The organism is Spirillospora sp. NPDC047418, from assembly GCF_040643275.1.
Lineage (GTDB): Bacteria > Actinomycetota > Actinomycetes > Streptosporangiales > Streptosporangiaceae > Spirillospora.
The window spans coordinates 1-22,633 of sequence record NZ_JBEYTW010000012.1 but is presented as its reverse complement, the minus strand read 5'-3'; the positions used below and the strand labels follow the sequence as shown (position 1 = coordinate 22,633).

Sequence of the window (22,633 nt, the reverse complement as noted above, 5' to 3'; positions counted from 1 at the left end):
CTACCGGGCGTCCCCGGAGCCGGGGGCCGCGGCCAGGCGCTCCACGGCCGCGATGAAGGCGTCCCCGCGGGCCGGGTAGTTGGCGAACATGTCGAAGGACGCCCCGACGGGCGCGAGGAGCACGGTGTCTCCCGGGCGGGCGAGGGCTGCGGCTTCGCTGACGACGCGTTCCATGGCCCCAGTGTCGGTGTCGGAGACGTCGACGACCGGGACATCCGGGGCGTGTCGCGCGAGTGCCTCCGCGAGCCGGTGCCGGTCGCGCCCCATCAGCACGGCGCCGCGCAGCCGCCCGGCGCACGAACGCACCAGGTCGTCGACGTCCAGCCCCTTGAGGAGCCCGCCGGCGATCCACACGACGGGCTCGTAGGCGGCGAGGGACGCGGCGGCGGCGTGCGGCTGGGTCGCCTTGGAGTCGTTGACGTAGGCGACGCCGGCGACGTCCGCGACGTGCTGGATGCGGTGCGGGTCGGGGACGAACGAGCGCAGCCCCTCGCGGACGGCCTCGGGCGGCACCCCGAACGCGCGGGCCAGCGCGGCGGCGGCCAGCGCGTTCGCGACGTTGTGCGGCGCGTACGGGCGGACGTCGGCGAGCGCGGCCAGTTCGGCGGCGCTGCCGGCCGGGTCGTCGGTGAAGGCCCGGTCGACGAGGAGGTCCTCGACGACGCCGAGCTCGCCGGGCCGCGGCACCCGCAGCGTGAACCCGGCCCGCCGCTCGACGCCCTCGGCGCGTTCGGCGAGCGCCGCGGACGTGTCGTCGTCGGCGTTGTAGACCGCGGTGCCGCAGCCCGCGTAGATCTTGCCCTTGGCACCGACATAGGCGTCCATGGAGCCGTGCCAGTCGAGGTGGTCGGGGGCCACGTTCAGCACCACCGCCGCCCGCGGCGCGAGCGAGCTGGACCAGTGCAGCTGGTAGCTCGACAGCTCCACCGCCAGCACGTCGTACGGCTCGCTGTGCCCTTCCTGGGAGGGCGCCCCCCCAGACCCCCCGGAACCCCCTATGGCTTCGACGATCGGCGTCCCGACGTTGCCCACCGCGAGGGCCTTGTGGCCGGCGGCGGTGAGCATGCAGGCCAGCATGCGGACGACGGTCGTCTTGCCGTCCGTCCCCGTGATGGCCAGCCACGGCGCCGCGTCCGGCCCGCGCAGCCGCCAGGCGAGCTCGACCTCGCCGATGATCTCGATGCCCGCGGCGGCGGCCGCGGCGAGCAGCGGCGTGTCCGGCCGCCAGCCCGGCGAGGTCACGACCAGGCCGGTGCCCTCGGGGAGGCTCTCGCCGTCGCCGAGCCGGACGGCGACCCCGCATGCCGCCAGCTCGGCGGCGTGCCCGCGCTGCTCGTCGCCGTCGCGGGCGTCCACGACGGTGACGCGGGCGCCGCGCCCGGCCAGGACGCGGGCGGCGGCCCGGCCGGACACGCCGAGCCCCGCCACGCACACGGACAGGCCGTCCCAGGGCTGGTTCACTTCTTCGGCATCCATTCCAGGTAGAACAGGCCGAGCCCGGCCGCGGTGAACAGCGCGGACATCAGCCAGAACCGCACGACGATCGTGGTCTCGGCCCAGCCGGACAGCTCGAAGTGGTGCTGCAGCGGGGCCATCTTGAACACGCGCTTCCCGGTCATCTTGAACCCGCCGACCTGGATCATCACCGACAGGGTGATCATCACGATCAGCCCGCACAGGATGGCGAGCAGGAACTGGGTGCGGGTCAGGATCGCCAGGCCGACCAGCACGCCGCCGAGGGCCAGCGAGCCGGTGTCGCCCATGAAGATCTTCGCGGGCGGGGCGTTCCACCACAGGAAGCCGAACACGCCGCCGAGCACGGCCGCGGCGACCACCGCGAGGTCGAGGGGGTCGCGGACGCTGTAGCAGTTGGGGGCGAGGGCGGCGGCGCAGCTGTTGCGCAGCTGCCAGTTGCCGATGATCACGTAGGCGGCGAGCACCATGCCGGCCGGGCCGGCGGCGAGGCCGTCCAGCCCGTCGGTGAGGTTCACGCCGTTGGACATCGCCGCGATGAGCAGCAGCGCCCAGATCACGAAGAGGTACGGGCCGATCGAGGGGCCGAAGTCGCGCAGGAAGGACAGGTGGGGGTCGGCGGGGGTGATGTCGTAGCCGTTGGGGAAGTTCAGCGACGCGATCGCGAACACGACGCCGACCAGGATGATGCCGATCATCTTGGCGCTGCTGCGCAGGCCGAGGCTGCGCTGCTTGAACACCTTGATGTAGTCGTCCACGAACCCGACGAGGCCGAGGCCCGTCATCAGGAACAGCACCAGGACGCCGGAGATCGTCGGTTCCTCCCCGGTGGCCAGGTGCGCCACGGCGTAGCCGACGAGCGCGCCGACGATGAAGACCGTCCCGCCCATCGAGGGGGTGCCGCGCTTCTTCAGGTGCGCCTCCGGGCCGTCGTCCCGGATCATCTGGCCGTAGCCGAGCCGGTTGACGATCCGGATCCACACCGGTGTGCCGACCACCACGAAGACGAGCGCCACGCCCGCGGCGATGATGATGTTGGTCATCGGGCGTCCTCCGCGAGGAGCGCCTCGGCGACCCGTTCCAGTCCCGCCACGCGAGAGCCCTTCACCAGTACGACGTCCCGCGGCCCGAGCCGCTCGCTGAGCGCGGCGACCGCCGCGCCGACGTCATCCACCTGCACGCACTCTCCCGTCCATGACGCCACCTGCGCGGCCCCTTCGGCCATCGCCGCCGCGTTCGCGCCGACGACGATGAGCCCGGCGATCCCGCTGCGCGCGACATGCTGCCCGATCTTGGCATGTTCCGCCACGGCGGAGTCGCCGAGTTCGGCCATCTCCCCCAGCACCGCGTGGGCGCGGCGCCCGCGGGCCATGTGCACGAGCACGTCGAGGGCGGCGCGCACCGAGTCGGGGTTGGCGTTGTAGGCGTCGTTCACCACGGTCACCCCGTCGGCCCGCTCGGTGACCTCCATCCGCCACCGGCTGGCGGGCACCGCCGCCGACAGCGCGCCGGCGACCGCCTCCACCGGCAGGCCCGCCGCGCGCGCGGCGGCGGCCGCGGCGAGCGCGTTCGGGACGGCGTGCGCCCCGTGCAGGCGCAGCGCGACCGGCGCCGAGCCCTCCGGGGTGACGAGGGTGAACCGGCCCCGGCCCCGCTCGTCGAGCGTCTCGTCCGCCGCCCGGACCACCGCGTCCGGCGCGCGGCCGAACGTCACGACCTCGCCGCGGGTGCGGGACGCCATCGCGGCGACCAGCGGGTCGTCGGCGTTGAGCACGGCGGTCCCGCCCGGCGGCACCGCCTCCACGATCTCGCCCTTGGCGCGGGCGATGTTCTCCCGGCTCCCGAACTCCCCGACGTGCGCGGTGCCCACGTTCAGCACCACGCCGACGTCGGGCCGCGCGATACCGGTCAGGTAGGCGATGTGGCCGATCCCCCGCGCGCCCATCTCCAGGACGAGGTGGCGGGTCGCGGCGTCCGCGCGCAGCACGGTGAGCGGCAGCCCGATCTCGTTGTTGAACGAGCCCGGCGGGTGCACGGTCGGCCCGGCGCGGCTCACCAGGTGCGCGATGAGGTCCTTGGTGGAGGTCTTGCCCGCCGACCCGGTCACCGCGAAGACGGTCGCGTCCGGCAGCCGCTCCAGCAGGCCGCGGGCCAGCCGGCCGAGCGCCTCCCGGACATCGGGCACGACCACGCACGGCCCGTCGACGGCGCGCTGGGAGAGCACCCCCGCCGCACCGGCGGCCAGCGCCCCGGCCGCGAAGTCGTGCCCGTCCGCGCGCTCGCCCTTGAACGCGGCGAACAGCGCCCCGGGCTCCACGGCGCGCGAGTCGATGACGACGGGACCGCTCACCACGACGTCCGGGGGCCCGTGCACGGTCCCTCCCGTGATCTCCGCGATCGTCGCCAGCGGAAGTGGGATCACGCCTGCGTCCCGTCCCCTCTAGTCCCTTGTGTACGGCCGGCGGGCGCCCGGTGCCGGAGCGCCGCGCGGACGACCTCGCGGTCGTCGAACGGATGCACCTCGCCCGCCACGCTCTGCCCCTGCTCGTGGCCCTTGCCCGCGACGACGAGGACGTCGCCGCGCCGGGCCCGCCCGACGGCCAGCCCGATCGCGGCGGCGCGGTCGGGCTCCACGACGATGTGCGCGCGCTCGGGCTGCGCCACCTTGAGCCCGCCCTCGACCATAGCGGCGAGGATCGCGAGCGGATCTTCCGACCTCGGGTTGTCGTTGGTGAAGTACGCCGCGTCGGCGAGCCGCGCGGCGGCCTCGCCCATGAGCGGCCGCTTGCCGCGGTCGCGGTCGCCGCCGCAGCCGAGCACCACCGTGAGGCGGCCCTCGGTGACGGGCCGCAGCGCGTTCAGCACGGCCTCGACCGCGCCGGGCTTGTGGGAGTAGTCGACCAGGGCGACGAACTCCTGGCCCTCGTCGACGCGCTCCAGCCGGCCGGGCACGCCGGGCAGCGACGCGACCCCGCGCACGGCGGCCTGCAGCGGGATGCCCGCCTCGACCAGCGCGACGATCGCGGCGAGCGCGTTGGCGACGTTGAACGGCCCGGCGAGCCGGACCTCGGCGTCCGCCTCGATGCCGCCCGGCCCGACGACGCGGAACACGCTGCCGTCGGCGCCGACGCGCACGTGCTCGGCCCGCCAGTCGGCCGCCGGGTCCCCGGACGCCGAGAACGTCGTCGTCGGCACGGTGGCGATCTCCAGCAGCTCCCGGCCGTAGTGGTCGTCCAGGTTGACCACGCCGACGCGCGAGTACTCCGGCGTGAACAGCCGGGCCTTCGCGAGGAAGTAGTCCCGCATGGTCGGGTGGTAGTCGAGGTGGTCCTGGGAGAGGTTCGTGAACACCGCGACCTCGTAGCGGGCGCCGCCGACGCGGCCCTGCACGAGCGCGTGGCTGGACACCTCCATCGCGGCGGCGCCGACGCCGCGCTCGCGCATCATCGCCAGCAGCGCGTGCAGGTCGGTCGCCTCCGGGGTGGTCAGCGCGCTCGGCACCCGCTCGCCGCCCACCCGGATCTCGACGCCGCCGACCAGGCCCGTCTCGATCCCGGCCGCGCGCAGCCCCGCGTCGACCAGGAACACGGTGGTGGTCTTGCCGCTGGTGCCGGTGACGCCGATGAGCGTGATGTCGTGCCCCGGCTCGCCGTACGCCCACGAGGCGGCGTCGCCCAGCCGGGCGCGGACGTCCGGCACCACCAGCACCGGCAGGCCCGTCGCCGCCGCCCGGTCGCGGCCGGCGCCGTCGGTGAGGATCGCGGCCGCGCCCGCGTCGGCGGCCTGGCCGGAGAACTGGGCGCCGTGGGCGCGCGCGCCGGGCAGCGCCGCGTAGACGTCGCCGGGCCGCACCGCCCGCGAGTCGTGCGTGATCCCCGTGGCCGACGCTCCGTCCCCGCCGTCCCATTCGATCCCGAGAAGCTCCGCGAGCCCGCTCAGCGGACGGGCCGGATTGGTGGTCGGACGCATGGCTGTTCTTTCGGTGCGAGCGAAACGGGACTGGTGGTACACGGGTGGTGGACTCACAGGCGAGGAGGGTACTCGCTGCGGTCAGTCTCCGGCGTAGATCTGCGTGATCGGCGGTCGGCTCCCCGTCGGCGGGATCTTCTCGGACTGCAGGGCGAAGCTCATCACGTCCTTGAAGACCGGCGCGGCCACATCGCCACCATAGTGGCTGCCCCGCTTCGGATCCTGCAGGACGACCTGGACGACGAGCCGCGGATCGTCCGCCGGGGCGAACCCCGCGAACGACGCGGTGTAGCCGCCGCCGTCGTAGCAGCCGCAGCGCGGGTTGACGATCTCGGCGGTGCCGGTCTTGCCGGCGACGCGGTAGCCCTTGATCTGGGCCTTGGGGGCGGTGCCCTCGTCGGTGGTGACGCCCTCCAGCATGTCGCTGATCTGGCGCGCCGTCCGCTCGCTGATCACCTGCTTGCGCGGCGGCGCGGGCGCCGCGGTGAACCGGTCGTCCTCGCCGACCGTCCCCGCGACCAGGGACGGCGCGACGCGGACGCCGCCGTTGGCGATCGTCGCGTAGACGCTCGCCATCTGCACCGCGTTCACCGAGACCGTCTGCCCGAACGCGATCGGGTAGCGGTCGGTGCCCGACCACTTGTTCGGCGGGGTCAGCAGGCCGGGCGTCTCGCCGGGCAGCGGCAGGCCGGTCTTGCGGCCGAACCCGAAGTCGCGCAGCGTCCCGTAGAGCTGCTGCGAGGTGATGCTCTCGCTCGCCATGATGGTGCCGACGTTGCTCGACTTGGCCAGCACCCCGGCGAAGGTGAGCCGCTCCGGCGCGTGCGGGTGCGAGTCGTGGAACACGACGTCGTACTTCTTGATCTTGTCGGGGACGGTGTAGGGCGTCTGCGGGGTGACGCCGCCGTGCTCCATGACGGCGGCGGCCGTGACGACCTTGCCGGTGCTGCCCGGCTCGTAGGCGTCCTGCACCAGCGGGCTGCCCCACCGGGACCGGTCGGAGTCGGCGTAGTGGTTCGGGTCGAACCCGGGCGCCGACGCCATCGCCAGCAGCCGCCCGGTGCGCGGGTCCATGACGATCACGCTGCCGCCGGCGGCCCTGCTGGCCTTCACCTGCTTCTCGATGGCCTCCTGCGCCATGAACTGCAGGTCGCGCTGCAGCGTGAGCCGGACGCCGCGGCCGGGCACGGAGGGACGCTTCTGGTCCTCGCCCATGGGGATGTGCTGGCCCTCCAGGCTGATCTCCACGCGCTGCCAGCCCGCGCGCCCGGCGAGCACGTCGTTCAGCGAGCTCTCCAGCCCCGCGGCGCCCTTCCCCGTGTCGTTCACGAACCCTATGACGCTGGCGGCCAGCGAATCGTTGGGGTATTCGCGGCGGTATTCCGGAAGTGTGCCGATACCCGGCAGGTCCCACGACATGATGAGCCGGGCCTGGTCGGGCCGGACGCCGTGCGCCAGGTCCACGAACTGGGTGTCGGGCCTGCTGATCTGCTTCAGCAGCGTCGCCGGGTTCAGGCCGAGCGTCGGGGCGAGCGCGTTCACGATCTTCTGCCGCTTCGCCGCCTCGATCAGCGACGGGTCGGCGTAGATCTTGCGCGCCTCCAGCGTCATCGCGAGGGGATGGCCCTGCGCGTCGGTGATGTCGCCGCGGACGGCGGGCAGCTCGATCTTGTGCATCCGCTGCCGCATCGCCTCCTCGGTGTACTTCCCCGACTCGATCGTCTGCAGCTGGACCAGGCGCCCGGCGAACAGCGACAGCAGGAACGCCACGGCGAGCAGGCCCACGTTGAGGCGCTTCATCGGGTCGCGGCGGTTGAACGGCACGCGCGGGCGCGGCCCCCGGCCCGGCGGCCGCGGTCCCGAGCCGCCGGGGCGCGGCCCGCCGGGGCGCCCGCCCCGGGCCGTCAGCGCGCCGCCCTTGCCGGGCGCGCCGCCGGCGGGCGGCTTCCCGCGTGCGGGCCTGGTCGCCGCCGCCTGCGGCGCCTCCGCCCGCGACGCGGCCTTGCGCCCGGCCGCCTTACCGCCACTCGCCTTGCCCCCACTCGCCTTACCGCCAGCACCCTGGCCGCCAGCACCCTTGGCACCAGCGCCCTTGCCTCCAGCGCCCTTCGCACCGACGCCCTTGCGGGCGGCACCGCTGCGCGACGCCTCCTTACGCGAGCTCTCCTTGCGCGGGCTCTCCGTGCGCTGTGTCTCTTTGCGCGCGGGCCCCTTGCGCACGGCGTCCTTACGCGCAGTCTCCTTACGCGCAGTCTCCTTACGCGCGGCTTCCGTGCGTGCGGGTTCCTTGCGCTGGGCGGGGGTCGTGCCGCCGCGCGCGGGACGGCGGGGCGCGCCGCCCTTCTTGCCCGGCCGTCCCGCGCCGTCCGCCCTCCCGCCCGGGGAGCGCGGACCGCCACTCGTCTGGTGCCCGGACGCGCGCGCCGCGCCCGGGCCGCTCTTGTCGTCCCGCCCGGCCGAGCCCCGGGGGGCCCGCCCGTCCGGTCCGCGGCGCCGGCCGGGCGGCGGGCCGGCGGTCCCGGGCCCCGGCCGTTTCGTCACCGCGCCCCCCGCTGCCTCGTCACCGTGCCCCTCGCTCCGCCGTCACCGTGCGCCCCGCTCCCGGACGCGGCCGCGCCCCGTCACGGCGTGCCGCTCCCCGGCCGCGCGCCCGCGCCCGTCCCGGAGCCGGCGGCGGGCCGGACGCCGTCGCCCGGCACCACGGTGCCGGGGACGCCGACGACGCCCGCGGCACCGGCCGACGCGGCGGCCGCGTGCGGGACGGGACGGATCCTGCCGCCGCTCGCCCGGCCGGTCTCGGTGTCGAAGAAGGCCGGGTCCTCGGCCTCCTTCATGCCGAGCGCCTTGGCCTTGCGCGACAGCCCCGCCGGGGAGCCCTCGCGCGCGTTCTCCTCCTCCAGGGCCTGGCGCTGCTGCTGGAGCTGCTTGTTGCTCTGCTGCAGCCGCGTCAGCGTGAACGCGTCCTTGGCGAGGACGGTGTTGAGCAGCAGCAGGCTCACCAGGGCGCCGCCGAGCAGCCCGATGATGAGCAGCACGAACGGCGCCCGCGGCGCGGCCCGGTGGGCCGCCGCCGGGCGGGACCGCACGGCCGCCGGCTTCGTGCTCCTCGCCTTCGCGCCCTTCTCGGCCGCCGTGCGCCCGGCCGTGCTCTTGGGCGCGGTCCTGGCCGGCGCCTTGGCCGGGCTCTTGGGCGGGGCCTCGGGCGCGGGCTTCACGGCCGTCGCCGTGCCGCCCGCCGCCGCGGCCGTCCTCTTCTTCTTGGGCGTCCTAACCGGCGGGCGCCTGCTCGTCGTCGTCATGTCGCCTCCCGGACCCGCTCCGCGGCGCGCAGCCGCACCGATCCGGCCCGTGGGTTGGTCGTGGTCTCCTCGCCGGACGGCACCTCGGCCCCGCGCGTCAGGAGCCGGAACCTCGGCTCGTGCTCGGGCAGCGGGACGGGCAGGTCCGGCGGGGTGGTGTCGGCCGCCTGGGCGGCGAGGACGCGCTTGGTGATGCGGTCCTCGAGGGAGTGGTAGGACAGGACCGCGACCCGGCCGCCGACCGGGAGCGCGTCCAGGGCGGCGGGCAGCGCCCGGCGCCAGATGTCGAGTTCGCCGTTCACCTCGATGCGCAGCGCCTGGAAGGTGCGCTTGGCCGGGTTGCCGCCGGTACGGCGGGTCGCGGCCGGGATGGAGGTGCGGACGAGGTCGGCGAGCCGCCGGGTGCTCTCCAGCGGGGCGCGCTCGCGCTCGCGGACGATCGCCGAGGCGATCCGCTGGGCGAACCGCTCCTCGCCGTACTCGCGCAGGATCCTGGCGAGCTCGGCGGGCGGGTAGCCGTTGACGACCTCGGCCGCGGTGAGGTGCTGGGTGCGGTCCATCCGCATGTCGAGCGGGGCGTCGTAGGAGTAGGCGAAGCCGCGGCCCGCCTCGTCGAGCTGCGGGGAGGACACCCCGAGGTCGAACAGGACGGCGTCCACCGCGGGCGCGCCGAGCCGGCGCAGCACCTCGGGGATGTCGTCGTAGACGGCGTGCTCCAGCGCCACCCGGTCGCCGAACGGGGCGAGCCGGCGGGCGGAGCGCTCCAGCGCGACGGTGTCGCGGTCGAGGCCGATGAGCCGGAGCCGCGGCACGGCCCGAAGCATCGCCTCGGCGTGGCCGCCCATGCCGAGCGTGGCGTCGAGGTAGACGGGGTCGCGGCCGGTGACGGCCGCGGCGGCGGGGGCGAGGATCTCCAGGACGCGGTCGAGCATGACCGGCACATGGCCGCTGCCCGGCCCCGGACCTGCGGCCGGACGGCCGGCGTCCTCGGACGCGTGGTCTCCCACGTCTGCGTGGTCCCCCACGTCCATGGTTCACCCCCTGTACTGCCACCTCGCTCGCGGACTGTGTGGCATCGCCGGACCGGACCGTCCCGTGCCCCCGGCGGCGGCCTCGCCCGGCCAGGTCCCCATCCGCTGCCCTAGAGGAAGATCACCGCGTTTCCGCGGGGGGTCGCCGTCTGGCACCGGGGAAGCTGCGCCAGCTGGCTCGGAGAGCGGCTGGAGACCTGGCCGAACGTGGGCCATAGCCGGTCAACGGACCGACGAGTCTTCGCTCAGAGGATCCCTGGCAACACCTCCTCCGAGACGTCGGAGAACGTCTGCTCCTCCTGCTCCAGGTAGGTCTCCCATGCCTGGGCGTCCCAGATCTCCAGACGGGTGTTGGCCCCGATCACCGCGCAGTCCCGGGTGAGACCCGCGTACTTGCGCAGCGGCGGGGGAATCGTGACGCGTCCCTGCTTGTCCGGTACCTCGTCGGAGGCGCTGGCGAAGAAGACCCGGCTGTAGCCCCGGACCGCCTTCTCCGTGACCGGCGCGGCACGCAGAGCCTCGGTAATCCGCTGGAACTCCGCCATGGGGAAGACGTACAGGCAGCGTTCCTGGCCCTTCGTGATCACCAATCCCCCCGACAGCTCCTCGCGGTACTTCGCCGGCAGGAACAGTCGTCCCTTGTCGTCGAGGCGCGGTGAATGGGTGCCGAGGAACACCGGCCCCACCTCCCCGCGCCGCATGGGGTGCTACCGCCCCCACGGCGCCCCACTCTACTCCACTCTTCCCCACCGTCAACAAGAAAAACACCGTCCGCGAAGGAATTCGGCTCACGAAACCGCAGGTCAGGCGGGGTGGTGCGGAGTGGGGCCCCGCGACCGGCGGTCCGCGCGCCGAACCGGCCCCAGCCGTTCCCGGACGTGTTCTCGCGCGTTCTCCCGGGTGCTGGATGATCGTGGTGGAGCGGAGTGGTGGAGCTGGGTGGTGGAGCAGCGTGGTGGAGCGGGCCGGTGCCCCGCGGGCGGCGTTTGCCGTCCGTCCCGTGGAGCACAATGGGCTCGCGTTCCCCATGAACATCGCGGCGGGGGTTCCGACGACGTACTGTCGGGTGGAACGGCTGAGGAGGGTTTGGTGGCAGTAGGCACGCACGGCGAGTCGTTCATGGAGACCGACCCCCCGGCATCCCACCCCTCCCGGCGCCGCGCCGCGGGCGGCGAGGGGGCGGGCCGCGAGGGGGCGGACCGCGGGCTCGACGGCCTCGCCCACGTCGCGAACAAGATCCGGGACGCGGTGGAGTCGGTGATCGAGGGCAAGCCCTCGGTGGTGCGGCTCGCGCTGACGGTGCTGCTCGCCGAGGGCCACCTGCTGATCGAGGACGTGCCCGGGGTCGGCAAGACGATGCTCGCCAAGGCGCTCGCGCGCTCGGTCGACTGCTCGGTCCGGCGCGTCCAGTTCACCCCGGACCTGCTGCCCAGCGACATCACCGGGGTCAGCGCCTACAACCAGGAGCTGCGCGAGTTCGAGTTCAAGCCGGGCCCGGTGTTCGCCAACATCGTGGTCGGCGACGAGATCAACCGCGCGTCCCCGAAGACGCAGTCGGCGCTGCTGGAGTGCATGGAGGAGCGCCAGGTCACGGTGGACGGCACCACCTACGCGCTGGAGCCGCCGTTCATGGTGATCTCCACGCAGAACCCGGTGGAGATGGAGGGCACCTACCCGCTGCCGGAGGCGCAGCGCGACCGGTTCACCGCCCGCATCTCGATGGGCTACCCGGACGCGGCCGCCGAGCTGGAGATGCTCGACACGCACGGCCAGGCGTCCCCGCTCGACCGGCTCACCCCGGTCGCGCACGCCGCCGACGTCCGCGACCTCATCGAGGTGGTGCGGCGCCAGCACGTCGCGCAGCCGGTGCGGCAGTACGCGGTCGACCTCGTCGCCGCCACCCGCAAGCACCCCGAGCTGCGGCTCGGCGCGTCCCCGCGGGCGACGCTGCACCTGGTGCGGGCCGCGCGGGCGTACGCGGCGCTCGACGACCGCGACTACGTCGTCCCCGACGACGTCCAGGACCTCGCCGTGCCCGTCCTCGCGCACCGGCTGCTGCCGACCGCGGAGGCGCAGGTGGAGCGGCGCCGTCCCGAGCAGGTCGTCGCCGACCTGGTGAAGCGCCTGCCGGTGCCCTCCCCCGGCCGGTGACCGGTGCGACGCGCGCTGGCCGGCCTCACCACGCGCGGGCGGTCCTTCGTGGCCGCCGGCGCGACCGCGATCGTGTGCGCGGTCGTCCTCGGCGAGCGGGACCTGCTGCGGGCCGGGGTGCTCGTGCTGGTGCTGCCGCTGCTGTGCATGCTCGCGGTGTCGCGGACCCGGTACCGGCTGGCGTGCGCGCGGCGGCTCGACCCCGGGCGGCTGCCGGTCGGCCATGAGGCCCGCGTCGACCTGCGGCTGGAGAACGTGTCGCGGCTGCCGAGCGGGCTGCTGATGGTGGAGGACCGGGTCCCCTACGCGCTCGGCGGCCGGGCCCGGTTCGTGCTGGAGCGGATCGAGCCGCACGGCTCCCGCCGGCTCGGCTACCGGATCCGCTCGGACGTGCGCGGGCGCTACCGCGTCGGGCCGCTGACGGTCCGGCTCGCCGACCCGTTCGGGATGGTGGAGCTGGTGCGCTCGTTCAGCCTGTCCGACACGCTGACCGTGACGCCCGCGATCGTGCCGCTGCCGCACAGCCGGCTGTCGGGCGCGTGGACGGGCGGCGGCGACAGCGTCGCCCGCGCGGTGTCGGCGGCGGGCGAGGACGACGCCGCGCCCCGCGAGTACCGGCACGGCGACGACCTGCGCCGCGTGCACTGGCGGTCGACCGCCCGGCACGGGGAGCTGATGGTGCGGCGCGAGGAGCAGCACTTCCAGAGCAGCGGGACGCTGTTCCTGGACACCCGGCGCGGCACGCACTGGGGCGAGGGGATGAGCGGCTCGTTCGAGCAGGCCGTGTCGGCGACCGCGTCGATCGGGGTGCACCTCGTCCGGACGGGGATGAGCCTGCGCTACGTCACCGACGCCGGCGAGGCGCTGCCGGCGACGCGGTCCGAGGGCGCGTTCGAGGGGCTGCTGCTGGACGCGCTCGCCGTGGCGCGCACGTCCAGGGGCGGTTCGCTCGCGGCGGGACTGGCCGCGCTGCGCGGCGCCCCCGGCGGGCAGGGCGGCGGCCGGGAGGGCGACGGGCTGGTCGTCGCGGTGTTCGGCGCGCTGTCGGCGCAGGAGGCCCGGTCGGTCGCGGCGGCGCGGCGCGGCGCCGGCACCCGCGTCGCGGTGCTGGTCGGGGGCGGCCCCGGCCGGGACGCGGAGACGGGCGGCGCGCCGGCGGGCGGCACGGGAACAAGCAGCGCGGAGGCGGGCGCGGCCGGTGCCGGGACCGCCGCGGAACTGCTGCGCGCGGCCGGGTGGCGGGTGCTGTCCGTCCGGTCCGCCGCGGATCTCGCCCACGCGTGGACGACCGCCGGGAAGGCCGGCGAGGACTTCGTCAGGGACGGTTCATGAGGATCCGGATGACGGTCATGGCCGGGCTGGCGACGCTCGCCGGCTCGCTCGGCCTCTACCCGCTGTTCGAGCGGGCCGGCTGGTTCTGGGCGGGGCTCGGCGCGGTGCTCGCGGTCGCCGCCGGCGGGCTGCTGGCCCGGCGGCTGCGGCTGCCCGCGCCGCTGAACCCGGTGTTCGGGCTGGCCGCGCTGCTGCTCTACCTCAACCTCGTCTACGCCGCCGACCGGGCCTGGCTGGGGGTCGTCCCGTCCCCGGAGTCGCTGCGGCACCTCGGCGATCTCGCCGGGGAGGGCTGGCAGGCCGCGAACCGGTACGCGGCGCCGGTCCCGCTGCTGCCCGGCATCGCGATGCTGACCGCCACCGGGATCGGGCTGGTCGCGGTCCTGGTGGACCTGCTCGCCGTCCGGCTGCACCGCACCGCGCCCGCCGGGCTGCCGCTGCTGGCGATGTACAGCGTGCCCGCGGCGGTCCGCGAGGACGGCGTCGGCTGGCTGGCGTTCGGCGTCGGCGCCCTCGGCTTCCTCGGCCTGCTGATGGCCGACGCGCGGGAGAAGGTCGGCGGCTGGGGCCGCGCCGTCGGCACGCACCAGCGGCCCCCGGAGGTCCCGCTCGCCGGGGCGGAGCCGCGTCCCGGCCAGGAGGCGGCGCGGCCCGACGCGGCGGCGCTCGCGATGAGCGGCCGCCGGATCGCGGTCGGCGCGATCGCCGTCGCGGTGCTGCTGCCCGCCGCGGTGCCGGGCCTGCAGCCGCGCGGGGTGTTCGCGGTCGGCGGCGGCAGCGGCCAGGGCACCCGGACCGTGACCACGCCCGACCCGCTCGTCAGCCTGAAGCGGGAGCTGACCCGGCTGGACGACTCGGTCGTCCTCACCTACCGCACCGACGACCCGGAGGGCCCCGACTACCTGCGGCTCTACGCGCTCGACCGGTTCGACGGCGACCGGTGGACCTACAGCCCGCTGAAGAGCAGCGGCAAGGACCGGCTGGTCGCCGGGCAGACGCTCCCGCCGCCGCCGGGGCTGTCCATCGGACGCGTGCACAAGGTGACCACCAGGGTCCACGTGCGGCCCGAGGTCAGGAACATGACGTTCCTGCCGGTGCCGTACGCCCCGACCAGCGTGTCGATCAAGGGCGACTGGCGGGTGCACGCCTCGTCGCTGATGCTCTACTCGCTGCGCGACTCGGCGAGCGGACGCTCCTACACCGTGCAGAGCGTGCACGCCGACCCGACCGCCGCGCAGCTCGCCGCCGCGGGCGGCTACCCCGCCGACGTCGTCGCGCACTACACGGCGGTGCCCAAGAACGTCCCGCAGGAGGTCCGGCGGCTCGCCGAGCAGGTCACCGCGGGTTCGGCGACCGCGCTCACGCAGGCCGTGCGGCTGCAGAAGTGGTTCACCGTCACCGGCGGGTTCAGCTACGACCTGTCCGCGCCGGCGCCGCAGAAGGGCAACGACCTCATCGACTTCCTGCTGCACAGCAAGCGCGGCTACTGCGAGCAGTACGCCGCGTCGATGGCGCTGATGGCCCGGATCCTCGGCATCCCGTCCCGGGTGGCGATGGGCTACACGCCGGGCAGCGAGGTCAGGCCCGGCGAGTGGGTCGTCCGGTCGCGGGACGCGCACGCCTGGCCGGAGCTGTACTTCCAGGGCACCGGGTGGGTGCGGTTCGAGCCGACGCCGTCCGGCGCGGGCGGGCAGGGCACCGCCGTGACGCCGTCCTACAGCCGTCCCGCGGTGAGCACCGGCGGCGGGGCCGACTCGTCGTCCGGGCAGGCGCCGGACTCCGCCGCCGCCGGCGACGAGAGCACCGCCGCGCCCAGCCCCGGCGCCCGGCACCGCGACGACGAGGGCCCCGGCGCCGCGGCCGCCGCGCAGGACGACGAGGAGAGCGGCACCGGCACGGCGCCCTGGGTGGCGGGCACGCTGCTGATCCTGCTGCTGCTGGGCGTCCCGATGGCGCTGCGGATGTTCACCCGCCGCCGCCGCTGGGCCGCCCTCACCCCCTCGTACGCGCCGTCGTCCGGGCCGCCGGCGGCACCGGCGTCCGACCTCCTGTCGCGCCGACGCGCGGGCCGGTCGCGCGAGCCGCGCGCCGGGCGGGCGCCCAAGACCCGGCGGCCGCCCGGCGCCCGGCCCGAGCCGGTCCGTGCGGACGACGGGCCCGACCCGGCGCGGGTGGCCCATACCGCGTGGCAGGAGATGCGCGCCGACGCACTCGACCACGGGCTCGAATGGCGGGCCAGCGACTCCCCGCGCGCCGCCGCGCGCCGGCTCGGCGAGCAGCTCGACCTGGACGGCGCGAGCTCGCGGGCCCTCACCCGCATCGCGCGCGCCGAGGAGCTGGCCCGGTACGCGCACTCCCGCTCCCCCGAGCCGGTGGAGCGGCTGCGCGCCGACGTCGAGACCGTCCGGGAGGCGTTCGCCGCGTCCGTGGGCCGCGGCGCCCGCTGGCGCGCCCGGCTGCTGCCGCCGTCGACGATGGCGCAGGTGCGGACCGTGCTCCACACGGCCACCGACCGCGTCCTGGACGTGACCGCCCGCCTGAACGACCTCCCCACCCGCCTCCGCCGCCGCCACTAGCGCACCCGCAGCCCAACAGAGAACGACCTACCGGCACGGCACCCGCGGTGCGGGAGGGGCGTGGTCTGCGCGGGAGATGCCGGATGCGTGATCGTCCCGGTCGCGCGTGGGTCGGCCACGCGCGGCCGGGACGGTCACGGACGCCGGCTGGCGGTCAGTGCGGCTCCCGGGCGGGCGCCCAAGCGGCCGGGGACTGGGCGTCGCCGTCCCGCGCTCCGCTGCCGCCGTTCAGTCGCCTTCGGTGCGGCGGCGCCAGCGTTCCTCCATGCGTTCCATGAAGCCCGCCTTGGCCGGGCGGGACGAGCGGCCGCCGCTTTGGGCGGGCTCGTTTCCGATGCCGGTCATCCGCTTCCAGCTCGTCAACGCCCAGACGCAGCACACCACCATGAGCAGGAAACCGGTCACGCTGATGGCGATGGTGACGGTGCCCTCGTTGATCACGAGACCGGCCATCAGCGCGCAGACGCCCACGACGAAGCCGAGGGCGGCCTTGATGATCCGGCGCTTGTAGTGGACCTGGGGGTTGGTCGAGCGAACCGCGTGAGCGAACTTCGGATCCTCGGCGTACAGAGCCGATTCGATCTGTTCGAGCATGCGCTGCTCGTGCTCAGAGAGCGGCACGGCACCTCCCAACGACAGCTCCGCGACGGGGTCTCCGATGCGGGACGCGAACGTCAACGGTGATATGCCCAGAATACGAGCACTGTCGAGCGTACGAAAGCGAACGGCCCGTCGAGGGCCCGGTGCCGGTCACCCCACCGCCTTCTTTCATTGTCTTCCGTCCCTGCCGTCACGTCCGTCACCATCGGCCGCACGCCGCACCAGGGCGGCGGGGCGGACCGCGCCGCGGCCGAACCGGTGCGCGACCTGGTCCATGGCTCGCTCGGCCTCACGCCAGCCGCGTTCCGGCTCGTCGAAGGCGAGCTGGCGGGGGGCCTCGCCGGCCGGGCCCAGGTTCTCCACCCGTACCCCGACCAGACGGAGTCGTACCCGTTCCAGCCCGGCCGCCTCGTACAGCTCGCAGGCTGTGACATAGATCACACGCGCGAGATCGGTCGGCTCGCTCAGCGTCCGCGCCCGCGTGATCGTCTTGAAGTTCGCCATCCGGAGTTTGACGCTGACCGTCCGGCCCGCGTTCCCGCTCTCGCGGAGGCGCTCGCCGGTCTTCTCCGCCAGCCGCAGCAGCGACCGGCGGATCACCTCGGGGTCGTCCACGTCGGTGTCGAACGTCTCCTCGGCGCCGATGCTCTTGTCGGGCGTGTGCGGGACGACCTCGCGCGGGTCGCGGCCCCACGCCAGCTCGTGCAGGTGCGCGCCCAGCGCGGTGCCCAGCTCGCGCTGGAGCGTGGCCAGGGGCACCTGGGCGAGCTGCCCGACCGTGCGGAGGCCGAGCCGGGCGAGGTGCTCCTCGGTCCGCTCCCCGACGCCCCACAGGGACGCGACGGGCAGCGGGTGCAGGAAGCCGACGGCGCCGTCGGCGGGCACCACGAGCAGCCCGTCGGGCTTGCACCGGGTCGAGGCGAGCTTGGCGATGAACTTGGTGCTCGCGACGCCGACCGAGCAGGTGATGCCCTGCTGGTCGCGGACCTGCTCGCGGATCAGCCGCGCGATCCGGGCGGGCCGGCCGAGCCGCCGCCGGGCGCCCGCCACGTCGAGGAACGCCTCGTCCAGCGACAGGCCCTCGACCAGCGGGGTGACCGAGCGGAAGATCTCGAACACCGCGGCGGACACCCGCGCGTACTTGCCGTGGCTGACCGGCAGCACGACCGCCTGCGGGCACAGCCGCCGCGCCCGCGTCATCGGCATCGCCGAGTGCACGCCGAACGTCCGGGCCTCGTAGGACGCCGCGGACACCACGCCGCGCGGCCCGGCGCCGCCGACGACCACGGGCCGCCCGCGCAGTTCGGGGCGCTCCAGCAGCTCGACGCTGACGAAGAACGCGTCCATGTCCACGTGCAGGACGGCGCAGCCGGTGTCGTCGGCGGGCGGCCCCGGCTGCGGCCCCGGCCGGTGCAGCTGCTGCTTGCGGCTCACGGCGCCACCCGGCGCACAATGCCGCCCGCGCCCACGGCGCTCCCCGGACCCACGGCGTTCCCTGGACCCACGGCGCTAGCCGGCCGGCTTGTCGGCCACCAGGTGCAGCTGGGCGGCCAGGTCCCGCAGGACGGGGTGGACGGCGGCGACCGACTCCAGCGCGATCAGCGCCTCGGCCGAGTCGGAGTCGCCGTCCGGCAGGCCGCCCGGCACCAGGTCGGCGAAGATCCGCACGCCCTGCAGCTCGGCGACCCGCAGCCCGGCGCCGCGGGCCAGCGCCGACAGCGTCTCCCGGGTGAACCGGCGGGGCATCCGGTCGCCCTCGCCCCACCGCCCGGACGGGTCGGTCAGCACCCGCCGGGCGTCGTCGAAGTGCCCGGACACGGCGCGGTGCAGCGCGGCGGCGACCTGCCCGGCGACCAGCACGCTGACCGAGCCGCCCGGCCGGACCACGGAGGTCAGCGCGGCCATCGCCGCGCCCGGCTCGTCGACGAACTCCAGGACGCTGTGGCACAGCACGAGGTCGGCGGCGTCCGGGCCGAGCAGGTCGGGCAGGTCGACGGCGTCGCCCTGCACCGCGCGCACCCGCACCCCCGACTCGGCGGCGCGGCGCTCCAGCGCGGCGAGGGCGTCCGGGTTGGCGTCGACCACGGTGACCCGGTGCCCGAGCTCGGCGAGCGGGACCGCGAACCCGCCAGTGCCGCCGCCGACGTCCACGACGTCGTGCGGGCCGGCCTCGGGGGTGATGCGGGCGAGCACGGTCCGCAGGGCGTCCCACAGGACCGCGCTGCGCACCCTGGTGCCGCCGCGCGCCCGCTTCTGCTGCCGGCCGGTCACGGCCACTCCCCTAACGTCAGTCATCCCGGCCCAGCCTAGCCGCCCGGTGCCCCGCGGCCCGCCCGTTTACAGCGTGAGGGAGGGCTTGAGCTGCTGGAGGCGGGACAGGAGGCCGTTGACGAAGCGGGGGGACTCCTCGGTGGACAGCTCGGTCGCGAGGCCGACCGCCTCGCTGACCGCGACGCCGTCCGGGACGTCGTCCACCCACAGCAGCTCGAACGCGCCCATCCGCAGGATGTTGCGGTCGACGGCGGGCATCCGCTCCAGCGTCCAGCCGGTCGCGTAGGTGGAGATCAGCTCGTCGATGCGCTCCCGGTGCTCCTGGACGCCCTCGATCAGCCGGACGGCGTGCGGGAACTCGGCGAGCTCGTCCTGGTTCGGGCGGCCGCGCGCCGCGAGCACCGCCGCCGGCTCCTCCTCGCGCAGCTCGGCGGCGAACAGGATGTCGAGCGCGAGTTTCCTGGCCTTGGTGCGTGCCGCCATCTCAGGCGCGGCCGAGGTACTCGCCGGAGCGGGTGTCGACCTTGACTTTCTCGCCGGTGGTGATGAACAGCGGCACCTGGATCTGCGCGCCGGTCTCCAGGGTGGCGGGCTTGCTGCCGCCGGTCGAGCGGTCGCCCTGCAGGCCGGGCTCGGTCTCGGTGATCTCCAGCACGACGGCGGCGGGCAGCTCGACGTACAGCGGGTTGTCGTTGTTGAAGGCGATCACCGCGTTCTGCTCGGGGAGCAGGTAGTCCGCGGCGCCGCCGACGACGGCCGCCGGGATGTGCGGCTGGTCGTAGGTCTCGGTGTCCATGAAGACGAAGTCCTCGCCCTCGCGGTAGAGGTACTGCATCTCGCGCTTGTCGACGCTCGCCACTTCGACCTTGGTGCCGGCGTTGAAGGTCTTGTCGACGACCTTCCCGGACAGCACGTTCTTGATCTTGGTGCGGACGAACGCGCCGCCCTTGCCTGGCTTGACGTGCTGGAACTCCAGGACGGTCCACAGCTGGCCGTCGAGGTTCAGCGTCATGCCGTTCTTCAGGTCGTTCGTCGTCGCCACTGGCTGTTCTCCCGGTCGCGGGCCCGCGCGCCTAGAGGACGAGCAGGTCCTTGGTCGTGGTGGTGAGGAGCTCCGGGCCGTCCGCGCGGACCACGAACGTGTCCTCGATGCGGACGCCGCCCCGGCCGGTGAGGTAGACCCCAGGCTCCGCTGTGATCGGAACTCGATCCATCAGCTTACCGGTCTCCTCGTACCCCATGAGCGGCGCTTCGTGGATCTCCAGCCCGACGCCGTGCCCGAGCCCGTGCGGGAACGCCTCGCCGTGGCCCGCGTCGGCGATGATCCGGCGGGCGGCGGCGTCGACGTCCTTGGTCACCGCGCCGGGCACGGCGGCGTCCAGCGCGGCCCGCTGCGCCCGGTGGACGAGGCCGTACAGGTCGCGCTGCCAGCCGGCGGGCTCGCCGATCGCGACGGTGCGGGTCATGTCGGCGTGGTAGCCGCCGTACAGGGCGCCGAAGTCCATGGTGACGAGGTCGCCGGCCTGCAGCTCGCGGCCGCCGGGGTGGTGGTGCGGGACGGCGCCGTTCGGGCCGGCGGCGATGATCGACTCGAACGCCGGCCGCGCGGCCCCGAAGTCCACCATGGCGCGTTCGAGCGCGACCGCGACGGCCCGCTCGGTGACGCCGGCGCGGATCTCGGGGAGGACGGCCTCGAACGCCCGGTCGGTGATCGCGCACGCCTCGCGCAGGAGCGCGATCTCCGCCTCGTCCTTGACCATGCGCAGTTCCTCGACGGGGCGGCCGAGCGGCGCGAGCTCGACCGGCCGGTCCAGGCCGGCGGCCTGCCCGGCGAGCGCGGTGTGCTGCTCGACGGTCAGGTCGTGGGCCTCGAAGCCGAGCCGGCCGCGGCCGTCGCCGGCCGCCCGCGCCAGCAGCACGGCGGCGACCTGCCGGTCGACGATGACGGGCAGTTCCGGGCAGACCTCGGCGGCCATGCCGGCGTACCGGCCGTCGGTCGCGAGGACGGCCGGACCGTCGGCCGGGACGAGCAGCGCCGCGCGGGAGCTGTCGAGCCCGGTCAGGTAACGGACGTTGACGAGCCGGGTCACCAGCAGCGCGCCGGCGTCCCGCGCGGCGACGAGCGCGGCGAGCCGGCCGCGCCGCGCGATGTGCTTCTCCCCCATGCCCAGGACTCTAGATGATCGCCGGAACGGGGCGGGGAGGCCGTCTCGACACGGTCACAAAACATGAAGAACCCTCGACTTCGGGTCGAGAGCGGGCCTAGCGTGAGCTGCCGTGTGATCTTCCCCAGGAGGGATTCCCCTTGACCCGAGTCAGCCGCCGCAGACTGCTCGGCACGGGCGCGCTCACCGCCGCCGGAGCCGTCGCCTCCGCCGCCGCGGCGCCGTCCGCCGCCGCCCGCACCGCGCCGGTCAGCACCGACGTGGTGATCGTCGGGGCCGGCCTGTCCGGTCTCACCGCCGCGCGCGACCTGATCGCCGCCGGCCGGTCCGTGCTCGTCCTGGAGGCCCGGGAGCGGCCCGGCGGGCGCGTGTACGGGCTGCCGCTCGGCGACGGCACCACCAGCGAGGGCGGCGCCGAGTTCATCGGCCCGACGCAGGATCGGATCGCGGCGCTCGCCAAGGACATGGGCGTCGCGACGTTCAAGACCTACAACGAGGGCAAGAACGTCTACTACCGCAACGGCAAGCGGTCCCTGTACGCCACCGACGGGCTGCTCGGCGCGGTCCCGCCGGACTGGGGCGTGATCGACCTGGAGCTGGCGCTGCTCAAGCTCGGCGGCATGATCGGGGACGTGCCGGTCGGCGAGCCGTGGAAGGCGGCGAAGGCCGAGGAGTGGGACGCCCAGACGTTCCACACCTGGTCGCGCTCCAACTCGCTGAGCAGCGGCGCGCGGTTCCTGATGGACGCGTTCGCCTCCTCGACGCTGTCGATGCGCTCGCAGGAGATCTCGCTGCTGTACCTGCTGAACTACGCGGCCTCGGCGGGCAACGAGAGCACCCCGGGGACGGTCGACCGGCTGATCAACACCAAGGACGGCGCGCAGGAGTCCCGGTTCGTGGGCGGCTCGCAGGAGGTGCCCGTCCGGCTGGCCGCGCGGCTCGGCGACGTCATCCGGTACAACACGCCGGTGCGGTCGATCGCGACCGGCGCGGGCGGCGTCACCGTCACCGCGGACGGGCTCACAGTGACGGCCGGGCGGGTCGTCGTCGCGATGTCCCCGGCGATCGCGAACAGGATCGACTACTCGCCGGCGCTGCCGGCGAACCGGGCGCAGCTGATGCAGCGCTACCCGATGGGGTCGATCGCCAAGTTCGTCGGCGTCTACGACACGCCGTTCTGGCGGGCGGACGGCCTGACCGGTCAGGCGGTCGCCGACAGCGGCGCGATCGACGCGACGTTCGACAACAGCCCGCCGGACGGGTCGCGCGGCATCCTGATGGGGTTCATGAACCAGGCGAACATCCGCAGGCTGGACGGCGCGTCCGCGGACGACGTCCGGGCCGCGGGCCTCGACTCGTTCACCAGGCTGTTCGGCGACAAGGCCGCGAGCCCGCGGATCACGGCGTTCCAGCGCTGGGACAACGAGATGTGGAGCGGCGGCGGCCCGGTCGGCGTCGCCCCGCCCGGCGCGCTGACCGCGTTCGGCCCGGCGCTGCGCGCCCCGTGCGGCCCGATCCACTGGGCGGGCACAGAGACGTCCGACTACTGGACGGGCTACATGGACGGCGCCGTCCGCTCCGGCGAGCGCGTCGCCAAAGAGGTCCACGCCGCCCTCTGATCCGTTGATCTGCGGCGTGTTGTTGTTATGGCGGGCCGGATAACAACAACAGCCAGCCTGCGGAGGGGCAGACCGGGGTCGAGGCCGTACTCGTCGCGCAGGATCGCCCGGCCCCGCTGAGCGGCCGCCAGCGCCTCCGCCTGGCGT

19 protein-coding genes are annotated in these 22,633 nt (G+C 74.8%); 4 read left to right on the top strand and 15 right to left on the bottom strand.

Annotated features, from left to right (window positions below; translation table 11 throughout):
• From murD to mraZ, 8 genes are all read right to left on the bottom strand, one after another.
• On the bottom strand, positions 1-1,476 hold the full coding sequence (gene murD / locus ABZ806_RS10040) for a UDP-N-acetylmuramoyl-L-alanine--D-glutamate ligase (protein ID WP_500216519.1): 1,476 nt from the start codon (positions 1,474-1,476) through the stop codon (positions 1-3).
• On the bottom strand, positions 1,458-2,516 hold the full coding sequence (mraY, locus tag ABZ806_RS10035) for a phospho-N-acetylmuramoyl-pentapeptide-transferase (protein ID WP_500216518.1): 1,059 nt from the start codon (positions 2,514-2,516) through the stop codon (positions 1,458-1,460). Before mraY ends, murD begins: the two co-directional genes overlap by 19 nt.
• The gene (locus tag ABZ806_RS10030; protein WP_500216517.1) at positions 2,513-3,895 is read right to left on the bottom strand and encodes a UDP-N-acetylmuramoyl-tripeptide--D-alanyl-D-alanine ligase; all 1,383 of its coding nucleotides are present in this window, start codon (positions 3,893-3,895) and stop codon (positions 2,513-2,515) included. Before ABZ806_RS10030 ends, mraY begins: the two co-directional genes overlap by 4 nt.
• Positions 3,892-5,442, bottom strand: a complete 1,551-nt coding sequence (locus ABZ806_RS10025; protein ID WP_500216516.1) for a UDP-N-acetylmuramoyl-L-alanyl-D-glutamate--2,6-diaminopimelate ligase — start codon at positions 5,440-5,442, stop codon at positions 3,892-3,894. The genes ABZ806_RS10030 and ABZ806_RS10025 overlap by 4 nt, the downstream gene beginning before the upstream one ends.
• Positions 5,443-5,523: 81 nt before the next feature.
• Complete coding sequence (locus ABZ806_RS10020) at positions 5,524-7,242, bottom strand: peptidoglycan D,D-transpeptidase FtsI family protein (protein ID WP_500216646.1); 1,719 nt, start codon at positions 7,240-7,242, stop codon at positions 5,524-5,526.
• Positions 7,243-8,063: 821 nt separating this feature from the next.
• On the bottom strand, positions 8,064-8,741 hold the full coding sequence (gene ftsL, locus ABZ806_RS10015; protein WP_500216515.1) for a cell division protein FtsL: 678 nt from the start codon (positions 8,739-8,741) through the stop codon (positions 8,064-8,066).
• Entirely contained in the window at positions 8,738-9,772 is a 1,035-nt protein-coding gene (rsmH, locus tag ABZ806_RS10010) for a 16S rRNA (cytosine(1402)-N(4))-methyltransferase RsmH (RefSeq protein ID WP_500216514.1), read from the bottom strand. Before rsmH ends, ftsL begins: the two co-directional genes overlap by 4 nt.
• Before the next feature lie 245 nt (positions 9,773-10,017).
• Positions 10,018-10,449 (bottom strand): division/cell wall cluster transcriptional repressor MraZ, encoded by a 432-nt coding sequence (gene mraZ / locus ABZ806_RS10005; protein WP_346046544.1) that lies wholly within the window; start codon positions 10,447-10,449, stop codon positions 10,018-10,020.
• 442 nt (positions 10,450-10,891) lie between these two features.
• Here mraZ and ABZ806_RS10000 point away from each other — a divergent pair, with 442 nt between their 5' ends.
• From ABZ806_RS10000 to ABZ806_RS09990, 3 genes are read left to right on the top strand one after another with little or no spacing between them, the layout of a single operon-like run.
• A complete protein-coding gene (locus tag ABZ806_RS10000; RefSeq protein ID WP_500216645.1) occupies positions 10,892-11,923 on the top strand; it encodes an AAA family ATPase in 1,032 nt (343 codons plus the stop codon).
• Positions 11,924-11,926: 3 nt separating this feature from the next.
• Positions 11,927-13,255: a DUF58 domain-containing protein gene (locus ABZ806_RS09995; RefSeq protein WP_500216513.1), complete on the top strand. Its 1,329-nt coding sequence runs from the start codon at positions 11,927-11,929 to the stop codon at positions 13,253-13,255.
• On the top strand, positions 13,252-15,831 hold the full coding sequence (locus tag ABZ806_RS09990; RefSeq protein WP_500216512.1) for a transglutaminase TgpA family protein: 2,580 nt from the start codon (positions 13,252-13,254) through the stop codon (positions 15,829-15,831). The genes ABZ806_RS09995 and ABZ806_RS09990 overlap by 4 nt, the downstream gene beginning before the upstream one ends.
• Positions 15,832-16,059: 228 nt before the next feature.
• Here the strand turns inward: ABZ806_RS09990 and ABZ806_RS09985 are convergent, their stop codons facing one another.
• From ABZ806_RS09985 to ABZ806_RS09960, 6 genes are all read right to left on the bottom strand, one after another.
• Positions 16,060-16,452: an SCO2097 family morphological protein gene (locus ABZ806_RS09985; protein ID WP_500216511.1), complete on the bottom strand. Its 393-nt coding sequence runs from the start codon at positions 16,450-16,452 to the stop codon at positions 16,060-16,062.
• A 147-nt stretch (positions 16,453-16,599) separates the two neighbouring features.
• Positions 16,600-17,865, bottom strand: coding sequence for a DNA polymerase IV (locus ABZ806_RS09980; RefSeq protein ID WP_500216510.1), 1,266 nt, complete (start codon positions 17,863-17,865; stop codon positions 16,600-16,602).
• Between the two features lie 75 nt (positions 17,866-17,940).
• Complete coding sequence (locus tag ABZ806_RS09975) at positions 17,941-18,726, bottom strand: methyltransferase domain-containing protein (RefSeq protein ID WP_500216509.1); 786 nt, start codon at positions 18,724-18,726, stop codon at positions 17,941-17,943.
• Positions 18,727-18,768: 42 nt separating this feature from the next.
• The gene (gene nusB, locus ABZ806_RS09970; protein ID WP_500216508.1) at positions 18,769-19,185 is read right to left on the bottom strand and encodes a transcription antitermination factor NusB; all 417 of its coding nucleotides are present in this window, start codon (positions 19,183-19,185) and stop codon (positions 18,769-18,771) included.
• Position 19,186: 1 nt separating this feature from the next.
• On the bottom strand, positions 19,187-19,744 hold the full coding sequence (gene efp, locus ABZ806_RS09965) for an elongation factor P (RefSeq protein WP_500216507.1): 558 nt from the start codon (positions 19,742-19,744) through the stop codon (positions 19,187-19,189).
• 31 nt (positions 19,745-19,775) lie between these two features.
• Positions 19,776-20,867: a M24 family metallopeptidase gene (locus tag ABZ806_RS09960; RefSeq protein WP_500216506.1), complete on the bottom strand. Its 1,092-nt coding sequence runs from the start codon at positions 20,865-20,867 to the stop codon at positions 19,776-19,778.
• A 140-nt stretch (positions 20,868-21,007) separates the two neighbouring features.
• Between ABZ806_RS09960 and ABZ806_RS09955 the strand changes: the two genes are divergently transcribed.
• The gene (locus tag ABZ806_RS09955) at positions 21,008-22,486 is read left to right on the top strand and encodes a flavin monoamine oxidase family protein (RefSeq protein WP_500216505.1); all 1,479 of its coding nucleotides are present in this window, start codon (positions 21,008-21,010) and stop codon (positions 22,484-22,486) included.
• On the opposite strand, the gene ABZ806_RS09950 is transcribed toward ABZ806_RS09955, so the two are convergent.
• On the bottom strand, positions 22,423-22,633 hold a 211-nt coding region (locus ABZ806_RS09950), incomplete at its 5' end, for a BTAD domain-containing putative transcriptional regulator (RefSeq protein WP_500216504.1). The genes ABZ806_RS09955 and ABZ806_RS09950 overlap by 64 nt on opposite strands.

Excerpts from the sequence above, each read along its gene's own strand:
- murD (WP_500216519.1), bottom strand. The coding sequence starts at position 1,476 with ATGGATGCCGAAGAAGTGAACCAGCCCTGGGACGGCCTGTCCGTGTGC.
- mraY (WP_500216518.1), bottom strand. The coding sequence starts at position 2,516 with ATGACCAACATCATCATCGCCGCGGGCGTGGCGCTCGTCTTCGTGGTG.
- ABZ806_RS10025 (WP_500216516.1), bottom strand. The coding sequence starts at position 5,442 with ATGCGTCCGACCACCAATCCGGCCCGTCCGCTGAGCGGGCTCGCGGAG.
- ABZ806_RS10020 (WP_500216646.1), bottom strand. The coding sequence starts at position 7,242 with ATGAAGCGCCTCAACGTGGGCCTGCTCGCCGTGGCGTTCCTGCTGTCG.
- ftsL (WP_500216515.1), bottom strand. The coding sequence starts at position 8,741 with ATGACGACGACGAGCAGGCGCCCGCCGGTTAGGACGCCCAAGAAGAAG.
- rsmH (WP_500216514.1), bottom strand. The coding sequence starts at position 9,772 with ATGGACGTGGGGGACCACGCAGACGTGGGAGACCACGCGTCCGAGGAC.
- ABZ806_RS10000 (WP_500216645.1), top strand. The coding sequence starts at position 10,892 with ATGGAGACCGACCCCCCGGCATCCCACCCCTCCCGGCGCCGCGCCGCG.
- ABZ806_RS09990 (WP_500216512.1), top strand. The coding sequence starts at position 13,252 with ATGAGGATCCGGATGACGGTCATGGCCGGGCTGGCGACGCTCGCCGGC.
- ABZ806_RS09975 (WP_500216509.1), bottom strand. The coding sequence starts at position 18,726 with ATGACTGACGTTAGGGGAGTGGCCGTGACCGGCCGGCAGCAGAAGCGG.
- nusB (WP_500216508.1), bottom strand. The coding sequence starts at position 19,185 with ATGGCGGCACGCACCAAGGCCAGGAAACTCGCGCTCGACATCCTGTTC.
- ABZ806_RS09960 (WP_500216506.1), bottom strand. The coding sequence starts at position 20,867 with ATGGGGGAGAAGCACATCGCGCGGCGCGGCCGGCTCGCCGCGCTCGTC.